Below are 20,137 nucleotides of genomic sequence, written 5' to 3'. Positions count from 1 at the left end.
GTCAGGCGGTGCGTGGCAGCGCGCGGCGGCGCAGCGCCAGCCAGAGCAGGCCGGCCGCTGTGAGCGCCACCGGCACCAGCGAGCCGTAGTTCAGCAGTGTCCAGCCGCGCGTGGTGACCAGCACGCCCGAGGCGAACGAGGTCAGCGCCAGCGTGGCGAACATGCAGAAGTTCAGCACCGCCTGGGCCTTGTCCTTTTCCTCGGCCGTGTAGGCTTGCAGCGACAGCGTGGTGGCGCCCGTGAACAGGAAGTTCCAGCCCACGCCGAGCGTGAACAAGGCCACCAGGAAGTGGTGCAGTTCCACGCCCGACAGGGCAACGGCGATGCAGGCCAGGTTCAGCCCCAGGCCCACGGACATGATGGGCAGCGTGCCGTAGCGCTTGATCAGGTGGCCCGTGAAGAAGCCCGGCGCGAACATGCCGATCACATGCCACTCCAGCACCAGCGCGGCCGCGGAAAACGGCAGCCCGCACTGCTGCATGGCCAGCGGTGTGGCGGCCATCAGCAGGTTCATGACACCGAAGCCCAGCGAGCCGGCCAGCGCCGCGACGATGAACACGGGCTGGCGCACGATCACGCCGAGCGGCCGGCCACCATTGCCCTGCTGCGCGGCAGGCGCCTGCGGAAACTGGATGAACGCCAGCAGCGTGGCCGACACCACGGCCGCCACCGCCAGCGCCACATAGGCCCCGGCGAAGGGCACGGCGAACCAGTCGCGCGTGGCATTGGCCAGGTTGGGGCCGACGATGCCGCCCAGCAAGCCGCCCGCCATCACCAGCGAGACGGCCTTCTCGCGCTGCGGCGCGGCCGCCAGTTCGGCCGCGGCGAAGCGGTACAGGCTGGCGTTGGCGTTGTAGTAGCCGGCCACCACGGTGGCGCCGCACAGCAGCCAGAAGTTCTTGGCCAGCACCGCCGCCATGCACAGCAGCGCCGAGCCGAAGGCCACGCCCAGCCCGAGCAGGAAGGAATGCTTGCGGCCCCAGCGCTTCTGCGTGCGCGCCACGAGGCCGGTGCTCAGCGCGCCGCCGACCACGTAGCCCATGACGGGCAGGGTCGCCATCCAGCCCAGCGGCGCGAGCGACCAGCCGACCAGGCCGTTGATCGCGATGAAGGTCACGTTGTTGACCAGGAACAGCGCCTGGCACAAAGCGAGCAGCCAGAGATTGCGGTTCATGGCGGGCAATGCCTCAGTGGTTCAGTGCGGCCAGCGCGGCCAGCGCGGCGAGCGCGGCGAGCGGCGCGGTCTCGGCGCGCAGCACGCGCGGGCCCAGGGTGAGCGGGGCGAAGCCGGCGGCGATGGCCAGGTCTTCTTCTTCGGGCGCGAGGCCACCTTCGGGGCCGTTCAGCAGCGTGACGGCAGCGGCTGGCGCCAGTTGCCGCAGCGTGCGGGCGCCCTCGCGCAGCGACAGCAGCAGACGCAAGCCTGCATCTGCCTGCGCTGGACGGGCCAGCCACGGCGCGAGGTCGGCCACAGCATGCACGGTGGGCACCCGGTTGCGGCCGCATTGCTCGCAGGCGGCCACGGCCACGGCCTGCCAGTGCGCTGCCTTCTTGGCCGCGCGCTCGCCCTGCAGGCGCAGCACGCTGCGTGCCGACACCAGGGGTTGGATGCTGGTCGCGCCGAGTTCGGCGGCCTTCTCGACCAGCCAGTCCATGCGGTCGTTGGCCGGCATCACGACGGCCAGGTGCACGGCCTGCGCGGCCTCGCGCTCGATGGCATGGTGGGCGCCGACGCTGACCTGCACCTCGCTGCGGCCCATCTGCGTGACGGTGGCCTCGAATTCGCCGCCTTCGCCGTTGAACAAGGTGAGCGCGTCGCCGGGCTGCAGGCGCAGCACCTGCACATGGCGTGCGGCGCCGGCTGGCAGCGACAGCGTGCTGCCTGCGGCCAGCGGCGAGGGGCAGTGGATGCGCGGCACCGGCAGCTACATCCGGCCGTAGGCGAAACCCGTGACGGCCTGTGTGCCTTCGATCTGGTCGACCAGATGCAGCAGGGGCTTGAGTTCGCGGTAGCGGCCGGCCGTGGCGCGGATGTAAGCGATGAAACGCGGCGTGTCGGCCAGGTACTGGGGCTTGCCGTCGCGCAGCGTGAGCCGCGCGAAGATGCCCGCCACCTTGAGGTGGCGCTGCAGGCCCATCCATTCGACGGCGCGGTAGAAGGTGCCGAAGTCGTCGCCCCAGCCCGAGGCACTGCGTTCGCCGAGCAGGCCGGCCTTCTTCGCTTCCTGCCAGTAGCGCACGGTGACGTCGAGCACGAAGTCCTCGTCCCAGCTCAGGAAGGCATCGCGCATGAGGCTGGCGATGTCGTAGGTGATGGGGCCGTACAGCGCGTCCTGGAAGTCCAGCACCCCGAGGCGCGTGGCGTCGCCGGGCAGCAGCATGAGGTTGCGCGGCATGAAGTCGCGGTGCACGTAGACGCTGGGCGCGGCCAGGTTCTCGGCCACGATGGCGTTGAAGGCCTGCTCCAGCGTGGCGCGCTGGGCATCGTCCAGCACCACGCCGCGGTGCCTGGCGAGGTACCAGTCGGGGAAAAGCGCGAGTTCGCGGCGCAGCACGGCTTCGTCGTAGGGCGGCAGCACGCCGGGGCGCGAGGCCAGCTGCCAGGCGATCAGCGCGTCGACGGCCTGGCGGTAGCGGCCCGCGTTGGCGGCGGCGTTGTCCCGGTCCATGCCCTGCAGCATGGTCTGGGTGCCCAGGTCGGACAGCAGCAGGAAGCCGGCGGCCTGGTCCCATTCCTGCACCTCTGGCACCGTGAGGCCGGCCTCGCGCATCAGCGCGGCGACGCGCACGAAGGGTTCGCTGTTCTCCTGGACCGGCGGCGCGTCCATGACGATGCGGCTCGCGCCGCCTTCGGTCGCGATGCGCAGGTAGCGGCGAAAGCTCGCGTCGGCCGAAGCCGGTTGCAGCGTGGCGGGGACGAGGTGGTGGCGCGGCGCGATGGCGGCGAGCCAGCCGTGGAACGCGGCTTCGCGCTGCGGGTCGGACCAGGCCACGGCTGGCGGCGTCTGCGGGCCGGGCACGCCGGTTGGTTCGGTCTTCTGGCTCATGGATAATCGATTCTACAAACCGGCTTGCCGGCAAGCCCCGGGGCTGGTGGCGGCTTCAGGCCCGCCCCTTCGTCCAACGCTAGACTGCCCCGGATGCCCGGACCGTCCCTGATCTCTTCGATGCCTCCCGTCCCTTCCGTCCTGCCCGAGCGTTCCCCCATCGGCGGTTTCGCCCTGTGCCACGCGGCTGGTGCGGTCGCGGCGCTGGTGCTGTTGCTGGCCGCCGACGGCGCGCGTGCGCGGGCGGCCGCGGACACCGCGCCGTTGCAGCTCAAGCCCAGCGAGCGGCTGGCCGAGCAGGTGCCGGCCGATGTGCGCGAGCAGCTGCCGACCTTCTTCTTCGGCCAGCGCACCTCGGGCCGGCCCAACCTGGAAACCGTGATCGAAGGCGACGCCATGATGCGCCGTGGCGACACCATGATCCAGGCCGACCGGCTCGAATACGACCAGGCCTCGGACCAGGCCAAGGCCCAGGGCAACGTGCGCATCAACCGTGCGGGCGACGTCTACGAGGGCCCGGCGCTGGAGCTCAAGGTCGATGCCTTCGAGGGCTTCTTCCAGAGCCCGCGCTACCAGCTGCTGCGCGCCGGCGCCCATGGACAGGCCAGCCGTGCCGACTTCATCGACGACAAGCGCTCGGTGCTGCACGACGCCACCTACACCACCTGCAAGCGCCAGCCCGGCCCGAGCTGGCTGCCCGACTGGGTGCTGACGGCCACCACCATGAACCTGGACACCGAACAGGACGTGGGCGAGGCCAAGGGCGGCGTGCTGCGCTTCATGGACGTGCCGGTGCTGGCGCTGCCGACCTTCACCTTCCCGCTCAGCGACGCGCGCAAGTCGGGCTTCCTGCCGCCCACGGTGGCGCTGGACAACCTCAACGGTGTCGAGCTGCTGGTGCCCTACTACTGGAACATCGCGCCCAACCGCGACGCCACGCTCTACCCCTCTGTCATGAGCAAGCGCGGCGTCATGATGGGCGGCGAGTTCCGCTACATGGAGCCGACCTACGCAGGCCAGCTGCGGCTGGACTACATGCCCAGCGACAAGCTGCGCGACCGCGACCGCTGGTCCTACGAGGCCAAGCATTCGGGCGTGATTCAGACCGGCGTCAAGGGCATCGGCAACCTGGCCTTCTCGCTGGACGCCAACCGGGTCAGCGACAACGACTACTGGCGCGATTTCCCGAGCACGACGACGTCGCTGACCGAGCGCCTGCGCACCACCGACGCCAACCTGCGCTGGTCGCAGGGCGACTTCTCGGCCGGCCTGCGCGCGCTCAAGTACCAGACGCTGCAGGACGTCAGCGCCCCCATCACGCCGCCCTACGACCGGCTGCCCCAGATCACGGGCCGCTACGGCCGCTACGACGTGGGCGGGTTCGACTTCTCGGTCGATGCCGACTACACCCAGTTCTCGGCCGACCGCAGCTACACCAACCAGCCCAACGCCAAGCGCGGCTTCCTGCTGGGCCAGATCAGCCGGCCGTGGGTGCGGCCGGGCTGGTTCTTCACGCCCAAGCTGCAGTTGCACGCCGCCAAGTACGAATTCGATGCGCCGCTGGCCAGCGGCGCCACCAGTGCCACCCGCACCGTGCCGACCTTCAGCATCGACAGCGGCCTGGTGTTCGAGCGCGACGCCAATTTCTTCGGCAAAGCCTGGCGCCAGACCCTGGAGCCGCGTGCGTTCTACGTGAACACGCCGTACCGCGAGCAGAATAGCCTGCCCATCTACGACACCAGCGCCACCGACTTCAACTTCGGCACCATCTACAGCGAGAACACCTTCACCGGCAACGACCGCATCTCCGACAGCAACGTGCTCACGCTGGGCGTGGACACCCGCTTCCTGCAGCCGGACACGGGCGCCCAGGTGGCGCGCTTCGGCGTCGCGCAGCGCCTGCGCTTCAAGGACCAGCGCGTGTTCCTGCCGGGCGGTGCCGTCGTGGACGACCGTGTGAGCGACTTCCTGGCCGGCGCCTCGGTGAACTGGGATCCGCTGTGGTCGACCGATGCCACGGTGCAATACAACCCCGACACGCGGCGCTCGGAGCGTTTCACGGTCTCGGGGAAGTACAGCCCGGGCAACTACCGCGTCGTCAGCACCGCCTACCGCATGCAGCGCGCCACCAGCGGCCTGCCGGAAAGCGAGCAGGTCGACGTCGGCTGGCAATGGCCGCTCAACGATCTCTGGGGCGACCGTGGCCAGGACCTGGGACCGGGCCGCGGCCTGGGCTCGGGCCGCTGGTACAGCGTGGGCCGGCTGGCCTACAGCCTGCAGGACCGCCAGTTCGTGGACTCCATCATGGGCCTGGAGTACGACGGCGACTGCTGGATCGGCCGCATCGTGGTGGAGCGCACCCAGCGCTCCAACGCCGCGGCCAACAACAAGATCATGTTCCAGATCGAGTTCGTCGGCCTGGCGCGCCTGGGCTCCAGCCCGCTCAAGACCCTGCGCGACAACATTCCCCGCTACCAGTTCCTGCGCGAGCAGGTGACCACATCGAGCCGGTTCGGCTCCTACGAGTGATGCAACAGTCCAAGCGCCGCATGGCGCCCGCTTCCTTCCTGACCGCCGTGGCCCTGGCCGCGGCCTGCTGGACCACTGTGCCAGCCCAGGCCCAGGGCGCGGCGCGCGCGTCCGACTTCATTGTGGCGGTGGTCAATTCCGAGCCCATCACCAACCTGGAGGTGCAGCGCCGCACCGCGCGCATGGCGCAGCAGCTGCGCCAGCAGGGGGGGCGCATGCCGACCCAGGCCGAGCTCTCGCGCCAGGCGCTGGAAAGCCTGGTCGTCGAGCGCGCCCAGCTGCAGCAGGCGCGCGAGGCGGGCTTGAAAGTCGACGAAGCCGCCATCAATCTGGCCGAACAGAATGTCGCGCGGCAGAACTCGATCGACGTGGCCGAGCTGCGCCGTCGCATCGAGCGTGACGGCATGACCAGCACGCAGTTCCGCAACGAGCTGCGCGACCAGATCCTGATGTCGCGCCTGCGCGACCGCGAGCTCGACTCGCGCGTGCGCGTGAGCGATGCCGAGGTAGAGCAGTACCTGCGCGAGCAGACCGACGCAGCGCCTGCGGCACCCAGCGAAATCAACCTGGCCCAGGTGCTGGTGGCCGTGCCCGAGAACGCCACGCCGCAGCAGGTTGCCGAGCGCCTGGCGCGTGCGCAGGACGTGGAGAAGCGTGCCCGCGCGGGCGAGGACTTCGCCGCCCTGGCGCGCAGCTTCTCCGACGGGACGGACGCCGCCGCCGGTGGCGAGATGGGCCTGCGCAGCCCCGACCGCTACCCCGAGCTGTTCCTGCAGGCCACGGCCCAGTTGCCCACCGGCGGCATCACGGCGCCGGTGCGTTCCGGCGCCGGCTTCCACATCCTCAAGGTGGTCGAGAAGCGCCAGGGCGGCATGATGCAAAGCATCACGCAGCAGCACGCGCGCCACATCCTGCTGCGCATCGATGCCCAGCAGACCGAGGCCAATGCGCGCGAGCGCCTGGCCACCATGCGCCGGCGCATCGAGGCCGGCCAGGCCGACTTCGCCGCGCTGGCCCAGGCCAGCTCGCAGGACGGCAGCGCCGCGCAGGGCGGCGACCTGGGCTGGTCCAACCCGGGCCAGTTCGTGCCCGAGTTCGAGGAAGTGCTCGATGCGCTGCGCCCGGGGGAGATCTCCGAGCCCATCGTCTCGCGCTTCGGCGTGCACCTGATCCAGCTGCTGGAGCGGCGCCAGTACCAGCTGAACCCGCGCGAGCAGCGCGAGGTGGCCCGCAACATGGTGCGCGAACGCAAGATGGACGAGGCCTACCGCAGCTGGCTGCAGGAACTGCGTGGCCGCGCCTACGTCGAGCTGCGCCAGGCTCCGCAGTGAAGCACATCGCGCGCAAGCGCTTCGGCCAGCACTTTCTGTCGGATGCCGGCGTCATCGACGCCATCGTGCGGGCCATCGCGCCGCAGCCGGGCGACCCCATGGTCGAGATCGGCCCGGGCCTGGCGGCGCTGACCCAGCCGCTGGTCGAGCGCGTGGGCCGGCTCACCGTCATCGAGCTCGACCGCGACCTGGCCGAGCGGCTGCGCCGCCATCCGCAGCTCGCGGTGGTCGAGTCCGACGTGCTCAAGGTCGACTTCACCGCGCTCGCGGCTGCCATCGGGCGCAAGCTGCGCGTCGTCGGCAACCTGCCCTACAACATCTCCACGCCCATCCTGTTCCACCTGCTGGACCACGTGGAGCAGGTGCACGACCAGCATTTCATGCTGCAAAAGGAAGTCATCGACCGCATGGTGGCCACGCCGGCCACTGCGGCCTATGGCCGGCTCAGCGTGATGCTGCAGTGGCGTTACGCGATGGAGGACGTGCTGTTCGTGCCGCCCGAGAGCTTCGATCCGCCGCCCAAGGTGGACAGTGCCGTGGTGCGCATGGAGCCCTTGGCGGAGCCGCCGGCCGTGAATGTGGCGCTGCTCAGCGAGCTCGTGCAGGTGGCGTTCAGCCAGCGCCGCAAGCTGCTGCGCCACAGCCTGGGCCGCTGGCTCGAGGCGCGCCAGTTCGCCGGCCACTTCGACCTGCAACGCCGGGCCGAGGAAGTGCCGGTGGCCGAGTACGTGGCGCTGGCGCAGGCGGCGCCATGAAAAATGTCCGCTGTCAAGTCCTTCATTCAGACATGCAGTGGGGAAAAAGCTCTTACAGGGCAATAGGTTAGGCTAGATTTCAGCCGCTGAGTGCTCTTGCTGCTTTTCGAGCTAGGTGCTGCATAGGCGCTTCGCGGCGGTAAGCGTGGGGGCGCCGCGGCGGGCAAGATCGCACCATCATAGTCTCGCCCTGCCGCAAGCCCCGTCAAAAGCGAAAGCGCAGTCAGTGGACTGCGCTTTCATCGTGAAGGGGTAGCGGATGCGTCCACATCGTCAACCCTACTTCAGGGTATGGCCTTGCTCCCGCCACCCTTCCTGAATCCCCGGTCGCCGGCCATGAACGCCTCCAGCATAAGAGGAATCAACGTAGTGGCATCGACTGCCTCGCCATACGCCTGCGAGTGCGCCACGGCATAGCGGTCGAGATCAGCTTTTAGGCTGACCGGGCACAAAAACGTGAGCTTCGTGCTCTCGGTCTTGGGTAGCGGCCCAAGCCGCAATTTCTTGGAGGTGTTCATTTCGCCGCTCCTCTCTGGACGAAAAGCGGCTGGTACGGTCGCAGCATCAGGTCACGGTTGACGATGATCCGCACCGGCAGGCCCGGCCGCCCCGTCAAGGTCGGCTGAATGTTCATGTTGCGCCGGGTCATCTCCTGGCCGACCTGATTGATGCTGTCCTGCGCGCTGTCGCGCCCGGCAATCACGATGCGGTTGCCGTTCTGCCGGTTCTCCGGCGCGGCCAGCTCCGCGCCCACGCCCAGCAGTGTCGTCAGCGCCGCACCGGCAAAGACGCGATCCCAGTGCCAATCGACGCCATCCTCCAGGCCGGAGTAGCCGGCCGGGTCGGTGCCCGCGAGGTTGTCGAGCTTCAGCGAAGACGTGTCCGGCAAGATGATGCGGTTCCACACCAACTGCACGCGGCTCTGCCCATAGCTCACCTGGCTGTTGTACTTGCCCATGAGGCGCGAGCCCTGAGGGATCAACAGAAACTTGCCGGTGGCCGAGTCGTAGACCGACTCCGTCACCGTGCCAATCACGTCGCCCGGCAGGTCAGACTTGATGCCTGTCACCAGCGCCCCGGCGATCACCGTCCCGGCCATCACCTGGTACGGCGAGGTCGGCATTTGCAGATTGCCGGAATTGCGGGTTTCCGTAGAACCGCCTTTCAGGAAAGCCTCTTTCTGGTCTTGCCGGTTCTGCACGGCGGTCGGGTCGGCAGGCAGGGCAGCCGTCGAGGCCGGCCCAGCGGCCAGCGGGTCGAAGCCCGCCAAGGTCGATGCCGGGCCAGCCGCTTGCGCATTCGCTGGCGCTGCGGTCTTGCCGGGCGTACCAGAACGGAAGAACACCGAGGAAGCCGCTGCCGCTTCGGCTTCCTTGCGCCGAGCGTCCTCCGGGTCGTGGCCCGGTGGCGCATACGTGGGTGTCACCGGCTGCTGCGCCTTCACGATGGCAGGGCCGAGATCGCCCGGCAGCGGCGGCCCCAGCTCCGGCACCTTCGGCAGCTTGGAGTAATCCGAAGGCAGGCCATCCAGCCCCTCGGACTTCGAGACTCGATCCACGTTGTAAAGCTCGGTCTGCTCGCCTGCGCCGCGCCGATGTGGCTGCAATGACCAGATCGTGGCCCCTAGCACGGCGACCGACAGGCCGCCCGTGAGCATGGCCAAGGTGCGCCGATTCAGACGTGTGACCGGGCGCGGCTGGGCGCGCAGCGCCACCGCCTCGGGCGCGACCTTGCCCGCCTGTGGCGTGCCAAGATCGCGAGTGTCGTCCTGGCTCATGGTCAGTTCCTCCGCGTGCCACCGGAAACGCCATCGGTGCGCTCGATCCGCACCACATCGCCCTTGTCTCCGCCCAGGCGCAGTTCGGCCGCACCGAACAGGCGATCCACGATGTAGTACGGCGCACGGAATCGGTAGTTCACCAGTTGCCCATCGCCCTGCGCGCCGATCACGAACAGCGGCGGCAGCTCGCCCTGCGCGATGCCCGGCGGGAACTGGATGTAGACCTTCTCGCCATCGTCGAAAGCGCGCAGCGGCTTCCACGGCGGATTGCTGCCACTGACCGCATAGCGAAAGCGGATCTTCTCCAGCGACAGGCCAGCATCGACCGGCGCGGCGGCGCTGGCCGCCTGCGCCTGGCGCTGCAAGGCCAGCATCTTGTCCTTCGGATACTCCCAGGACACCGACGCCATCCACGTCTTCTCAGTCGAAGTCAGTTCAATCAGGTACGTGCGCCGGCTGGTCGTGATGACCAGATTGGTCTTGAGGCCCGAGCGGATCGGCTTGACCATCACATTGACGCGCAGCGCATCGCCGCTGCCGCTCGATGTATCGCCCACGATCCAGCGCACGGTATCGCCGGCGGCCACCGTTACCAGTTCCTCACCGGGCTGGAGCGCGATCACCGTCACGCGACCCACGGCCGCATAGACCTGATACAGCGCGCCATCGGTGAAAGGCCACACCTGAATCGCGTTGACGTACCCCTCGCGCGTGGGCGCGATACGCGCCTCGGCGTTGGCGCGGGACACACGCACGGTTTCATCGGCAGGTTCTGCTGCGGGCTTGGCATCCGGCACAGGCTTCATCTGAGCCGGCATCGGCAGCACTTGCGGCATGGCCACCACCTCCACCGGCGCAGGCGGCTCCGGTAGCGGCTGCGCCTGTACCGGCTCGTCGAGCGAAATGGACGGCGGCGGCTTGCCCTGCGTGGCGCAGCCCGCGAGGGCAAGCAGCATGATCGGCAAGACGGATTTACGGAAAAGATCATTCATGGTTTTGCTCCTTCGTTAGCTTCCAGTTCGCGGCTCCACGACAGCCCGTTGACGTAGATGCCCAGGGGGTTCTTGCGCACACGCTGCTCGGTGCGCGGCGTCTGCTGCACGATGGACACGACAGCGTTCCAGCGTTCGGTGCGGTCCAGCGCACCGTTGACGAAACGGGTCTCCGTCCAGCGCACGTTGAACGACGTATCGCTCGCGCGAGTCACGCTGCTGACCTGCACCGTCACCGACTCCTTGCCAATGCGCGCGAACGGATCGTTCACGCGGGCGTACTCGTTGAGCACCACGGCGCCCTTGTCGGTCGTGTAGTCATAGGCATCGAGCCAGTTCTGCCGCACCACGATGGGGTCGATGGACAGCGAGCGCACCAGACCGATGAAGCGGCCGAGGTGGTAAGCAATCTGCGCATCGCTGGGCCGGTACGGCGTGGCCGCTTCGCCGACAGCGCGCACCTGACCCGAGTTGTCCACCTCGATGACGTAGGGGGTGACGATGGACTGCGCGGAACGCCAGACCAGGCCACCGGCCATCAGTACGGCCAAAGTGAGGCAGCCGAAGGCCATGAGCCGCCAGTTCTTCGCCTGTGCGCGGGCCGAGCCGATGCGCTCGTCCCAGGCCTGGGCAGCGGATTGGTACGGGGTAGCAGGCTGCGGTGTGTTGGCATAGCGCACCTGCGGTCTTTTGAATCGCATGGAAGTTCTCCTTCAAGATCAGGAATCGGAATCACGCAGGCTTGGCCCCTGGCTGGAGCTGCCGCCGTCGCCGCCGCGCAGCGTGTGGGCGGCGGTCGTCGCGGCATGGGTGAGTTGCTGCCTGCGGTGCAGGCGCTTGGCCCAGGCGGGTTGCTCGGTGGATGGGGCTGTGGCGGGAGCCTCGCTTGCGGCCTGTGCGGCGCCGCCCCCCGACGCCGATCCGGCGTCATCGGGCCGAAAGGCCGCCGCCATGCGCTCCTTCATCGACCGCGCCCCATCGGCGACTTTCTGCCCGGCCGCCTGCGCGCCGGTCTTGGCAACATTGCCCACGCCGGCGGCGGCACCCTTCAGGCCGCCACCGGCCGAAGTGGAGCCCGCCTGGTACGCCGACTTGGCGCTGCTGGCGGTCGATGCCATCGAGCGGGCGGCGGCGGGTGCCATGCGTGCCCCGGCCGCCACTGCGCTTCCGACGCCGGTAGCCGCGGCACCGACCGCCACGGCGGTTCCGGCTGCGCCGATGGCAGCACCGGCCATCGCGCCCGCGCCGAGCTGTGGCCCACCGGACACCAAGCCTGTCGCAATGCCCGGCCCAAAGATGCCCAGGGCCAGCAGGGACAACGAGGCCAGCATGATGACCAGCGCCTGGTCGATGGACGGCTCGGAACCGGGCGGTATCCTGAATTCGGCGAATAGCCCCGAGCCGATACCCACGATGACGGCGAGCACCAGCACCTTGATGCCCGAGGACACCACGTTGCCCAGCACCTTCTCGGCCATAAACGCTGTCTTGTTCCAGAGGGCAAACGGCACCAGCACGAAGCCCGCCAGCGTGGTCAGTTTGAACTCGATCAGGGTGACGAAGAGCTGCACCGCCAGCACGAAGAAGCTAACGATAACCACCAGCCACGCGAGGAACAGCACGACGATGGGCGCGATGTGGATGAACACCTCGGGGAAGCCCGCCATCTCCCTGATCTGGTCGAGGATCGGCGCCGCTGTGTCGATGCCGGCCTTGGCCAATCGACCTGGTTGCAAGAAGTTGCCCATGCTCAAGGTCGAGCCGCTGGCTGTCAGGCCAAGACCCGCGAAGGAGCGGAACAGGACACCGGCCAGCATGTTGAAGTTGCCGATGATGTAGGCGAAGGCACCGACGTACAGCACCTTGCGGATCAGCTTGGCAATCACGTCCTCGCCCTGGCCGGTCGCGTGCCCCATCGCCCAGAACAGCCCGGCGAGCGTCATGTCGATGACGATCAGCGTGGCCGTGAGGAATGCGACCTCGCCGTGCAGCAGGCCGAAGCCCGAGTCGATGTAGCGCGAAAAGACATCGAGAAAATGGTCGATGACCGAAATGTCATTCATGGCGAGTCCTCCTGCACAGGCGAGGCCGTGGCCACCGCATTGCTGTCCTCTGCGGGTTCATCGAAGCTGGGCGGAATCGGCGGCAGATCGGCCAGCGTCTGGTACTCATCTGGCCCGGTCTTGCCGGAGAGAAAGCGGCGCAAATCGGCCTGGGCCACCTGCGCGCAAGACGCGTCGTCGAGCTGGCCCGCGCGGCATTGCTCCTTGAGCAAGTGCAGCCGCGACGGATCTGCCGAGAGCGCATCGACCGAAGGCCCCTCCTGCTGGCCGCAGCCGGCCAGCAGGAGCACGAAACCGCAGAGAGCAGGCACGCGGGTCATGACAGCACCCGTCACCGGCCGTAGAAATCGACGGACTGCGGTGTGTACGGCGTGCCTTCGCCCAGGAAGCGCCGATTCACCTCGCGGCCACGCTCCACAGCAGCGGCCTGCCGTGCCAGTTCCAGCGACGCAGCGCGATCCTGGGTGATGCTCAGGCGCTGCGTCTGGATGGACTGCTTGGCTTGCAGGGCCAAGAGCTGGTTCATGGCCTGCATCGCCTGCAAGGCACCCACTGCCGATTGGCTCTTGCCCACGAGGTCGGCCAGCACGCCTTCGTCGTCGCTCAGGTTCTGTGAGGCCTGGGCCTGCATCTGCATGGTGGTCTGCAAACCATTGAGCGTGTTCTTCCAGCGTTCCTGCGTATCGCGGTACATCTGGTCGCCGCTCACGGTGGCGGCGTATTGCTCGGGATACAGGCGCTGGAACTCCCGATCCAGATTCGTCACGTCATAGGCCAGGCCCTTGGCTTGCGCGATCAGCCGCTGGGTGGTCGCCAGATTGGCGCGCAACTGGCCCACCACGCTGGACGGCAGGCTGGCCAGGTTGCGCGCCTGGTTGATGAGCATCTGCGCCTCGTTCTGGAGCTGCTTGATCTGGTTGTTGATCTGCTCCAGCGTGCGGATCGCGGTCAGCGTGTTCTGCACGAGGTTCGTGGGGTCGATCACGACCCATTGCGCCTGCACGGCGGTAGCGGTGCAAAGCATGGCCGCGACGGCGGCGGCGAGAAGACGCTTTTTCATGATGGGTTCTCCTGGGGGTGGGTGGACAGGAACGAGGACAGCAGGTCGGCGGCCCAATGCAGGCCACGGTGGCGCAGCCACGCGGCTGCGAAGGGAGAGGAATCGGAATGCGCAGCGGCAAGCACCGCGTCGATGTCGCGCTGGTCTTGCGGCGTGGAAGCACCCGCGAAGGCCAGCGTCGCGGCGCCCAGGTCGAGGTCAAACAGGCGATTGCCGAGACGCGATTGGTAGTAGTAGTCGCGCTTGGGCTGCGCGGTGGCGACAATCTCGATCTGGCGGCTGTTGAGGCCGAAGCCTTCGTAGATCGTGCGAATCTGCGGCTCGGTCGCCTGCGGGTTCGGCAGGAAGATGCGGCTTGCGCAGCTCTCGATGATGGCCGGCGCGATGCTCGAATCCTTGATGTCGGCGAGGCTCTGCGTGGCGAAGATGACGCTGACGTTCTTCTTGCGCAGCGTCTTGAGCCACTGGCGGATGCGCGCCGCAAACACCGGATCGTCAAGGAACAGCCACGCCTCGTCGAGGATCAGCAGCGTGGGGGCGCCGTCAAAGCGTTCGTCGAAGCGCGCAAAGAGGTAATGCAGCACCGCCATGACGGCGGCCTTGCTGTGCATCAGCTCCTCCATCTCGAAGCACTGCACGTCGGCCATGCCCAGCCGGTCATGGTCGGCATCCAGCAGCTTGCCGTGCGCGCCGCCGAGCACATAGGGCGCGAGGGCCTGCCGCAGTGCGTTCGATTGCAGCAGGACGGAAAGCCCTGTCATCGTGCGCTGCTCCACGGGCGCACCGGCGAGACTGCCGAGCGCCGACCAGATCGCTGCCTTCTCGTCAGGGCCAACCGCGACGCCTTCATGCCGTAGCCGGCCTTCGATCCATTCGGCCGCCCAAGTGCGGTAGCCCTCGCGGTCGATACGGGCCAAGGGCTGGAAGGCGATCTCGCCATCCATCCCGAGGTCGTAGTGCTCACCGCCCAGGCCCAGGATGGTGGCGCGCATCGAGCGCCCCATGTCGAAGGCGAAGACGCGCGATCCGCGATAACGACGGAACTGCATCGCCAAGGTGGCGAGCAGCACCGATTTGCCCATGCCCGTGGGGCCGGCCACCAGCGTGTGGCCCACATCGCCGATGTGCGTGACCAGCCGGAACGGCGTCGCGCCCTCGGTGCGGGTCACGATCAGCGGCGGGCCGTCGAGATGCGCGTTCTTCTCTGGCCCGGCCCATACGGCGGACACCGGCACCAGATGCGCCAGGTTCAGCGTCGAGACGATGGGCTGGCGGACATTGGCGTAGGCATGACCCGGAATCGATGACAACCACGCATCCACCGCATTAAGCGTTTCGGGAATGGTGACGAAGCCGCGCCCCTGGATGACACGCTCCACCATGCGCAGCTTCTCGTCGGCCACGGCGGCATCCGCGTCCATGACGATGACGGTTGCCGTCAGGTAGCCAAAGGCCACCTGGTCGCTGCCCAGCTCCTGCAAGGCAGCATCGGCATCGGCCGATTTGTTGCTAGCGTCGGTATCGACCAGCGGGGATTCCTGCTGGAAGATGGTTTCGCGCAATAGCGCGATGACGTTCTTGCGCTTGGCGAACCATTGGCGGCGCAGGCGAGAAAGCTCTCTTTCCGCATCGGCTTTGTCCATGCAAAGGAACCGGGTTGACCAGCGATAGCCAAAGCTGAGGCGGTTGAGGTCGTCCAGAATCCCCGGCCAGGTCGAGGTGGGGAAGCCCCGCACCGTCGCCACGCGCAGGTGCTGGTCGCCCAGCATCGGCGCCAGACCACCGATCAGCGGCGCGTCGGCCAGCAGCGCGTCGAGGTGGAATGGCACTTCCGGCACGCCCACGCGGTATCGCCGTGGGGAAATGGTCGAGTGCAGGTAGGTCAGCGTCTGGCTGTCATCGAGCCACGCAATCTCCGGCATCACGCCATCGAGCAGGTCGAAAATCCGATCCGTCTCCGCGACGAAGGCGGTCAGGCGCTCACGCCAGTCCACTCCCTCGGTCGGACGGTTCTCGTACAGCATTCCGGCCGCACGAGCGCGGGCTTCCTCCGGCGGCAGGTACACCAATGTCAGGTGGTAGCCGCTCTCGAAGTGGTTGCCCGAGTCCTCAAATGCGGCGCGGCGTTCTTCATCGACCAGCCAGGACAAGGGCTCCGGGAAGTCCGAGTGTGGGTAGCCGGCAGCAGCTCGCCGTTCGGCCTCGATGAACAGCGCCCAGCCCGAACCGAGCCGGCGCAGCGCGTTGTTCAGCCTCGCCGACGTGGAAATCAGTTCGCCCTGTGTCGCGCTGTCGAGGTCTGGCCCCCGAAAGCGCGCAGTGCGCTGGAAGGAGCCATCCTTGTTCAGCACGACTCCGGGCGCGATCAGCCCGGCCCAGGGTAGCCAGTCGGCCAGCAGCGCGGGCCGCTGGCGGTATTCGGCAAGGTTCAGCATGGCATCACCTCACACGTCCAGCAGCGGCCGGTGCTTGATGTGGCGGGCGAAGACCTGCATGAACTGCGGATCGACACGAGCGCCCCAGACCGCCAGCGCATGGCCGACGATCCAGAGCACCACGCCCGGAATCCACATCTGCAAGCCCAGGCCCACGGCAGCGGCCAAGGTGCCGTTGGTGATGGCCACGGTGCGCGGGGCACCGCCCATCAGAATCGGCTCGGTCAAAGACCGATGCAGCGGCACCTCGAAGCCAGGCATCCCATCGTGCGGGCCGTTCATACGACGGCCCCACCGGAGAAGCTGAAGAACGACAGGAAGAAGCTCGAAGCCGCGAACGCGATCGATAGGCCAAAGACGATCTGGATCAGCTTGCGGAAGCCGCCCGAGGTATCGCCGAAGGCCAGCGCCAGGCCCGTGGCAATGATGATGATGACCGCGATGATCCGGGCCACAGGTCCCTGGATCGACTCCAGGATGGATTGCAGCGGGCCTTCCCACGGCATCGACGAACCGGCGGCCTGAGCCGCGCCCGCAAGCAGCAGCATCAGCGCCGCGAGCATCAAGCCCTGCATGGCCGGGCGAGCCAGGCTATCCAGCCGCGGTGGCCGAGGAAGCGGATACGCGGAAAAACGGAAAGCAGGAACGATCATCTGCGTCATGGCAGTTCTCCAGAGTGGTCAGGGGACAGGGGGGGAAAAGTCGGACTGCGGCAGCAACTCCGGGAATGGAGCCTCCAGCGCGTCCGCCAGGTGATACCCAACGCCATCGAAGCCGACGACGCGAGCGATGCTCTCGATGCGGCGCTTGCGTCCGCGCCCGGCGATGTGGATGACCACGTTGACCGCTTCCGCGATCAGCGCACGGGGCGGGTTCACCGCCACTTCGAGAATCAGTTGCTCCAGGCGCAGCAGTGCGCCCAGCGCGGAGCCGGCGTGGATCGTGGCGATGCCGCCCGGATGGCCGGTGCCCCACACCTTGATGAGATCCAGCGCCTCGGCGCCGCGCACTTCGCCGACGATCACGCGATCCGGCCGAAGGCGCATGGACGAGCGCACCAGCTCGGTCATGGACACCACGCCCGCGCGTGTGCGCAGCGGCACGTGGTCGCGGGCCGCGCATTGCAGCTCCACCGTGTCTTCGAGCACCAGCACGCGGTCGCCGGTGGCGGCGATCTCGGAAAGCAAGGCATTGGCGAGCGTGGTCTTGCCGGTGCTAGTGCCACCTGCGATCAGAATGTTCTTGCGCTCGCGCACTGCACGCACCAGCAAGCCCGCCTGCGCGGCGGTCATCATTCCATCCTCGATGTAGCGCGACAGCGGGATCACGCCAAAGGCGCGCTTGCGCAGTGCGAAGGCAGGCCCCGGCGCGGCCGGCGGCAAGATGCCCTCGAAGCGTTCGCCCGTCTCGGGCAGCTCCGCCGTCAACAGCGGCTGGCCCCGATGCACCTCGGCACCGACATGGGCCGCCACGAGCCGAATAATGCGTTCACCGTCCGCTTCGGACAGCTCCACGCCCATCGGCGCGCGGCCCGTGGAAAGCCGATCCACCCAGAGCGTCCGGTCGGGGTTGAGCATGATTTCCACCACGTCCGGGTCTTCGAGCGCAGCGGCGATCAGCGGCCCCATCGCTGTGCGCAACATCTGGATGCGGCGATCTAGCGAAACGGCGGTGAAGGAAGAAGGCGTGGTACTCATGACGTACGCTCCTGCACTTCACCCATGCGCGAAGGGTCGGGATGCAGTTCCTCCACCACGTCGCGCACCAGACTGCGCCCACGCAGCAGGTGGCGGCCCAACTGCTCCACGAACTGCTCGAAGCGGGCCTTGCCCTGGGCGCGAGCGGCGTCCTGATGTGCTTCGGGCACGGGTGTGCTGACCGTGAGGAAGTAGCGGATGAACAGCGCCAGCGTCTCGATCTGAATGTTCTGGTCGCGCTCCATGCGCTCGGCGTGGCGCGACAGCCGATCCAACCGTTTGGCAATGGCCGCCTCCCGCTGGTCGGCGGCATCGGGCGACAGCCACGATGCGAGTGCCGCCGCGACGATGCTGGACTTCGATACGCCTTTGGTGGCGGCCAGTTCGTCGAGCCGTTTGCTGTGCTCCGGCTGAATGAACACATTGAGGCGGTGCTGGGTCATAGGTCGATTCCGTCGTCAGGGTCGAGGGAAGCCAGCCGGGCCGTGCGTTGCAGGGCCGGATCGAACCGGCGCGGGAGGGGAAGCGGCATGTCGTCGTCATCGAGCAGGCCAAGGTCGGCCACGGGTGCGGCCTGCTCGGGGTCGTAGGCGACGGTTTCGGAAAGCTCGGGCTGACGGCGCGGACCACCGTCGTCGGTCGAACCCAAGTTCTCCAGGCCATCAGCGGACGCCGCGGCCGGTGCGGCGGGAATCGCCAGTCCGCTCCAGTCGTCGGGACGCGATGGCGGCGCGTCGGCGTATCGCTCGCTCGCCAGCGCGGGCGGCGGCAACACGCGCCGCTTGAAATTGCTGTCCGCGTAGTAGCGCAGCTTCTTGGCCTTGATCGGCGCCACGCTGGACACCATCACCACTGCTTCGTCGGGCGGAAGCTGCATGACTTCGCCCGGCGTCAACAGCGGGCGCGCGGTTTCCTGGCGCGACACCATCAAGTGCCCGAGCCACGGCGCGAGCCGGTGGCCCGCGTAGTTGCGCTGCGCGCGCAGCTCGGTCGCAGTGCCGAGCGTCTCGGAGATCCGTTTGGCGGTGCGCTCATCGTTGGTGGCGAACGTCACGCGCACATGGCAGTTGTCCAGGATCGAATGGTTCTGGCCGTAGGCTTTGTCGATCTGGTTGAGCGACTGCGCGATGAGGAAGCTGCGGATGCCATAGCCAGCCATGAAGGCCAACGCCGTCTCGAAGAAGTCGAGGCGTCCGAGTGCCGGAAACTCATCGAGCATCAGCAGCAGCTTGTGACGACGCTCGATGCCGTCGCTGCCATCGAGTGATTCGGTGAGGCGCCGGCCGATCTGGTTGAGGATCAGGCGGATCAGCGGCTTCGTCCGCGAAATGTCCGAAGGCGGCACCACCAGGTACAGCGACCCCGGATGCTCGGCCGCGATCAGGTCGGCAATGCGCCAGTCGCAGCGCGAGGTGACTTCGGCCACCGTCGGGTCGCGGTAGAGGCCGAGGAACGACATGGCCGTGGACAACACGCCCGAGCGTTCGTTGTCCGATTTGTTGAGCACTTCGCGCGCCGCCGAGGAAACGACCGGATGCGGGCCATCGCCGAGATGCGATGTGGTCATCATCCGATGCAGCGTCAGCTCAAAGGGACAAGCCGGGTCGCTGAGGAAGTTGGCGACACCGCGCAGCGTCTTGTCTTCGCCCGCGTAGAGCACATGCAGAATGGCCCCGACCAGCAATGCGTGCGAAGTCTTCTCCCAGTGGTTGCGCTTCTCCAGCGCGCCATCGGGATCGACCAGGATGTCCGCGATGTTCTGCACGTCGCGCACCTCATGCGCGCCGCGCCGGACTTCCAGCAGCGGGTTGTAGGCCGCCGACTTGCTGTCCGTCGGATTGAACAGCAGGCAATGCGAGAAGCGCGAACGCCAACCTGCGGTGATGCTCCAGTTCTCGCCCTTGATGTCGTGGATGACGGCAGACGCTGGCCAAGAAAGAAGCGTTGGCACCACCAGGCCCACGCCCTTGCCTGAGCGCGTGGGCGCGAAGGTCAGGACATGTTCCGGGCCCTCGTGCCGCAGGTACTGCTGCCGATGCAGGCCGAGGAACACGCCTGCAGGCTGGTCAAGGCCCGCCTTGTGAATGTCCTCCGCGTTGGCCCAGCGCGCCGTGCCGTAGGTCGTGACCAGCTTGGACTGGCGCGAGCGCCAGATCGACATGCCGATGGCAACCACCACCGCGATCAGGCCGCTGCCTGCGGCAATGGCACCGCCCACGTCGAATACATGCGGCGCGTAGGCGTCGAAGAAGAACCACCACTCGAACAGGCGCCAGGGGTGATAGACCGGCGTGCCGAGGAAATCGAACCAGGGCGAACCCAGGCGTAGCTGGTAGCCCAGCGCCGCTGCTGTCCATTGCGTGGCGCTCCATACGCCAGCGATCACGATGCCGAAGACAACGGCAATCTGACCGAACAGCACGTTCGTTCCTTGCATTGGCCAACCTC

At 67.6% G+C, this 20,137-nt stretch carries 18 protein-coding genes and 1 pseudogene; 3 read left to right on the top strand and 16 right to left on the bottom strand.

What is annotated here, in order from left to right; all coding sequences use genetic code 11:
- Position 1: 1 nt before the first annotated feature.
- The 3 genes from ACSQ4M_RS04365 to ACSQ4M_RS04355 are packed head-to-tail and all read right to left on the bottom strand — an operon-like array spanning position 2 to position 3,047.
- Positions 2 to 1,174 (bottom strand): MFS transporter, encoded by a 1,173-nt coding sequence (locus ACSQ4M_RS04365; protein ID WP_436188379.1) that lies wholly within the window; start codon positions 1,172 to 1,174, stop codon positions 2 to 4.
- Between the two features lie 13 nt (positions 1,175 to 1,187).
- Positions 1,188 to 1,919 (bottom strand): 16S rRNA (uracil(1498)-N(3))-methyltransferase, encoded by a 732-nt coding sequence (locus tag ACSQ4M_RS04360; RefSeq protein ID WP_436188378.1) that lies wholly within the window; start codon positions 1,917 to 1,919, stop codon positions 1,188 to 1,190.
- A gap of 6 nt (positions 1,920 to 1,925) precedes the next feature.
- Entirely contained in the window at positions 1,926 to 3,047 is a 1,122-nt protein-coding gene (locus tag ACSQ4M_RS04355; RefSeq protein ID WP_436188377.1) for an aminoglycoside phosphotransferase family protein, read from the bottom strand.
- Positions 3,048 to 3,167: 120 nt separating this feature from the next.
- Between ACSQ4M_RS04355 and ACSQ4M_RS04350 the strand changes: the two genes are divergently transcribed.
- Genes ACSQ4M_RS04350 through rsmA form a run of 3 tightly spaced genes read left to right on the top strand, consistent with a single transcriptional unit; the run spans position 3,168 to position 7,662 of the window.
- Complete coding sequence (locus tag ACSQ4M_RS04350) at positions 3,168 to 5,576, top strand: LPS-assembly protein LptD (protein WP_436188376.1); 2,409 nt, start codon at positions 3,168 to 3,170, stop codon at positions 5,574 to 5,576.
- Positions 5,576 to 6,907 (top strand): peptidylprolyl isomerase, encoded by a 1,332-nt coding sequence (locus tag ACSQ4M_RS04345; protein ID WP_436188375.1) that lies wholly within the window; start codon positions 5,576 to 5,578, stop codon positions 6,905 to 6,907. Before ACSQ4M_RS04350 ends, ACSQ4M_RS04345 begins: the two co-directional genes overlap by 1 nt.
- A complete protein-coding gene (gene rsmA, locus ACSQ4M_RS04340) occupies positions 6,904 to 7,662 on the top strand; it encodes a 16S rRNA (adenine(1518)-N(6)/adenine(1519)-N(6))-dimethyltransferase RsmA (protein WP_436188374.1) in 759 nt (252 codons plus the stop codon). The genes ACSQ4M_RS04345 and rsmA overlap by 4 nt, the downstream gene beginning before the upstream one ends.
- 284 nt (positions 7,663 to 7,946) lie before the next feature.
- Here rsmA and ACSQ4M_RS04335 read toward each other — a convergent pair whose 3' ends face one another.
- From ACSQ4M_RS04335 to ACSQ4M_RS04275, 13 genes and pseudogenes are all read right to left on the bottom strand, one after another.
- Positions 7,947 to 8,180, bottom strand: coding sequence for a DUF2274 domain-containing protein (locus ACSQ4M_RS04335; RefSeq protein ID WP_017407699.1), 234 nt, complete (start codon positions 8,178 to 8,180; stop codon positions 7,947 to 7,949).
- Complete coding sequence (locus ACSQ4M_RS04330) at positions 8,177 to 9,439, bottom strand: TrbI/VirB10 family protein (protein WP_017407700.1); 1,263 nt, start codon at positions 9,437 to 9,439, stop codon at positions 8,177 to 8,179. Before ACSQ4M_RS04330 ends, ACSQ4M_RS04335 begins: the two co-directional genes overlap by 4 nt.
- 2 nt (positions 9,440 to 9,441) lie before the next feature.
- Positions 9,442 to 10,434, bottom strand: coding sequence for a P-type conjugative transfer protein TrbG (trbG, locus tag ACSQ4M_RS04325; RefSeq protein WP_035884620.1), 993 nt, complete (start codon positions 10,432 to 10,434; stop codon positions 9,442 to 9,444).
- Positions 10,431 to 11,135 (bottom strand): conjugal transfer protein TrbF, encoded by a 705-nt coding sequence (trbF, locus tag ACSQ4M_RS04320; protein WP_035884621.1) that lies wholly within the window; start codon positions 11,133 to 11,135, stop codon positions 10,431 to 10,433. The genes trbG and trbF overlap by 4 nt, the downstream gene beginning before the upstream one ends.
- Positions 11,136 to 11,153: 18 nt before the next feature.
- Positions 11,154 to 12,497: a P-type conjugative transfer protein TrbL gene (trbL, locus tag ACSQ4M_RS04315; protein WP_035884622.1), complete on the bottom strand. Its 1,344-nt coding sequence runs from the start codon at positions 12,495 to 12,497 to the stop codon at positions 11,154 to 11,156.
- Positions 12,494 to 12,817 (bottom strand): EexN family lipoprotein, encoded by a 324-nt coding sequence (locus tag ACSQ4M_RS04310; RefSeq protein WP_017407589.1) that lies wholly within the window; start codon positions 12,815 to 12,817, stop codon positions 12,494 to 12,496. The genes trbL and ACSQ4M_RS04310 overlap by 4 nt, the downstream gene beginning before the upstream one ends.
- Positions 12,818 to 12,828: 11 nt before the next feature.
- Positions 12,829 to 13,557 (bottom strand): P-type conjugative transfer protein TrbJ, encoded by a 729-nt coding sequence (gene trbJ, locus ACSQ4M_RS04305; RefSeq protein WP_035884623.1) that lies wholly within the window; start codon positions 13,555 to 13,557, stop codon positions 12,829 to 12,831.
- Complete coding sequence (gene trbE, locus ACSQ4M_RS04300) at positions 13,554 to 15,992, bottom strand: conjugal transfer protein TrbE (protein ID WP_035884624.1); 2,439 nt, start codon at positions 15,990 to 15,992, stop codon at positions 13,554 to 13,556. Before trbE ends, trbJ begins: the two co-directional genes overlap by 4 nt.
- Before the next feature lie 9 nt (positions 15,993 to 16,001).
- A complete protein-coding gene (locus ACSQ4M_RS04295) occupies positions 16,002 to 16,274 on the bottom strand; it encodes a VirB3 family type IV secretion system protein (RefSeq protein ID WP_017407881.1) in 273 nt (90 codons plus the stop codon).
- Complete coding sequence (locus ACSQ4M_RS04290; RefSeq protein ID WP_035884625.1) at positions 16,271 to 16,654, bottom strand: TrbC/VirB2 family protein; 384 nt, start codon at positions 16,652 to 16,654, stop codon at positions 16,271 to 16,273. The genes ACSQ4M_RS04295 and ACSQ4M_RS04290 overlap by 4 nt, the downstream gene beginning before the upstream one ends.
- Positions 16,651 to 17,689 (bottom strand): annotated as a pseudogene (gene trbB / locus ACSQ4M_RS04285) (P-type conjugative transfer ATPase TrbB). Before trbB ends, ACSQ4M_RS04290 begins: the two are co-directional and overlap by 4 nt.
- On the bottom strand, positions 17,686 to 18,132 hold the full coding sequence (locus ACSQ4M_RS04280) for a CopG family transcriptional regulator (protein ID WP_017407929.1): 447 nt from the start codon (positions 18,130 to 18,132) through the stop codon (positions 17,686 to 17,688). The pseudogene trbB and the gene ACSQ4M_RS04280 overlap by 4 nt, the downstream one beginning before the upstream one ends.
- Positions 18,129 to 20,126, bottom strand: coding sequence for a conjugal transfer protein TraG (locus ACSQ4M_RS04275; RefSeq protein ID WP_035884626.1), 1,998 nt, complete (start codon positions 20,124 to 20,126; stop codon positions 18,129 to 18,131). Before ACSQ4M_RS04275 ends, ACSQ4M_RS04280 begins: the two co-directional genes overlap by 4 nt.
- Between the last annotated feature and the right edge of the window lie 11 nt (positions 20,127 to 20,137).

It is taken from the genome of Pseudorhodoferax sp. LjRoot39, from assembly GCF_964253035.1.
Taxonomy (GTDB): Bacteria; Pseudomonadota; Gammaproteobacteria; order Burkholderiales; family Burkholderiaceae_C; genus Pseudorhodoferax.
Note: the sequence above shows the minus strand (reverse complement) of the source record. Positions and strands in the feature narration are given on the sequence as shown.

Coding starts and splice junctions, on each gene's coding strand:
- ACSQ4M_RS04365 (WP_436188379.1), bottom strand. CDS start 1,174: ATGAACCGCAATCTCTGGCTGCTCGCTTTGTGCCAGGCGCTGTTCCTG.
- ACSQ4M_RS04355 (WP_436188377.1), bottom strand. CDS start 3,047: ATGAGCCAGAAGACCGAACCAACCGGCGTGCCCGGCCCGCAGACGCCG.
- ACSQ4M_RS04350 (WP_436188376.1), top strand. CDS start 3,168: ATGCCTCCCGTCCCTTCCGTCCTGCCCGAGCGTTCCCCCATCGGCGGT.
- ACSQ4M_RS04345 (WP_436188375.1), top strand. CDS start 5,576: ATGCAACAGTCCAAGCGCCGCATGGCGCCCGCTTCCTTCCTGACCGCC.
- ACSQ4M_RS04335 (WP_017407699.1), bottom strand. CDS start 8,180: ATGAACACCTCCAAGAAATTGCGGCTTGGGCCGCTACCCAAGACCGAG.
- ACSQ4M_RS04330 (WP_017407700.1), bottom strand. CDS start 9,439: ATGAGCCAGGACGACACTCGCGATCTTGGCACGCCACAGGCGGGCAAG.
- trbG (WP_035884620.1), bottom strand. CDS start 10,434: ATGAATGATCTTTTCCGTAAATCCGTCTTGCCGATCATGCTGCTTGCC.
- trbF (WP_035884621.1), bottom strand. CDS start 11,135: ATGCGATTCAAAAGACCGCAGGTGCGCTATGCCAACACACCGCAGCCT.
- trbL (WP_035884622.1), bottom strand. CDS start 12,497: ATGAATGACATTTCGGTCATCGACCATTTTCTCGATGTCTTTTCGCGC.
- ACSQ4M_RS04310 (WP_017407589.1), bottom strand. CDS start 12,817: ATGACCCGCGTGCCTGCTCTCTGCGGTTTCGTGCTCCTGCTGGCCGGC.
- trbJ (WP_035884623.1), bottom strand. CDS start 13,557: ATGAAAAAGCGTCTTCTCGCCGCCGCCGTCGCGGCCATGCTTTGCACC.
- trbE (WP_035884624.1), bottom strand. CDS start 15,992: ATGCTGAACCTTGCCGAATACCGCCAGCGGCCCGCGCTGCTGGCCGAC.
- ACSQ4M_RS04295 (WP_017407881.1), bottom strand. CDS start 16,274: ATGAACGGCCCGCACGATGGGATGCCTGGCTTCGAGGTGCCGCTGCAT.
- ACSQ4M_RS04290 (WP_035884625.1), bottom strand. CDS start 16,654: ATGACGCAGATGATCGTTCCTGCTTTCCGTTTTTCCGCGTATCCGCTT.
- ACSQ4M_RS04280 (WP_017407929.1), bottom strand. CDS start 18,132: ATGACCCAGCACCGCCTCAATGTGTTCATTCAGCCGGAGCACAGCAAA.
- ACSQ4M_RS04275 (WP_035884626.1), bottom strand. CDS start 20,126: ATGCAAGGAACGAACGTGCTGTTCGGTCAGATTGCCGTTGTCTTCGGC.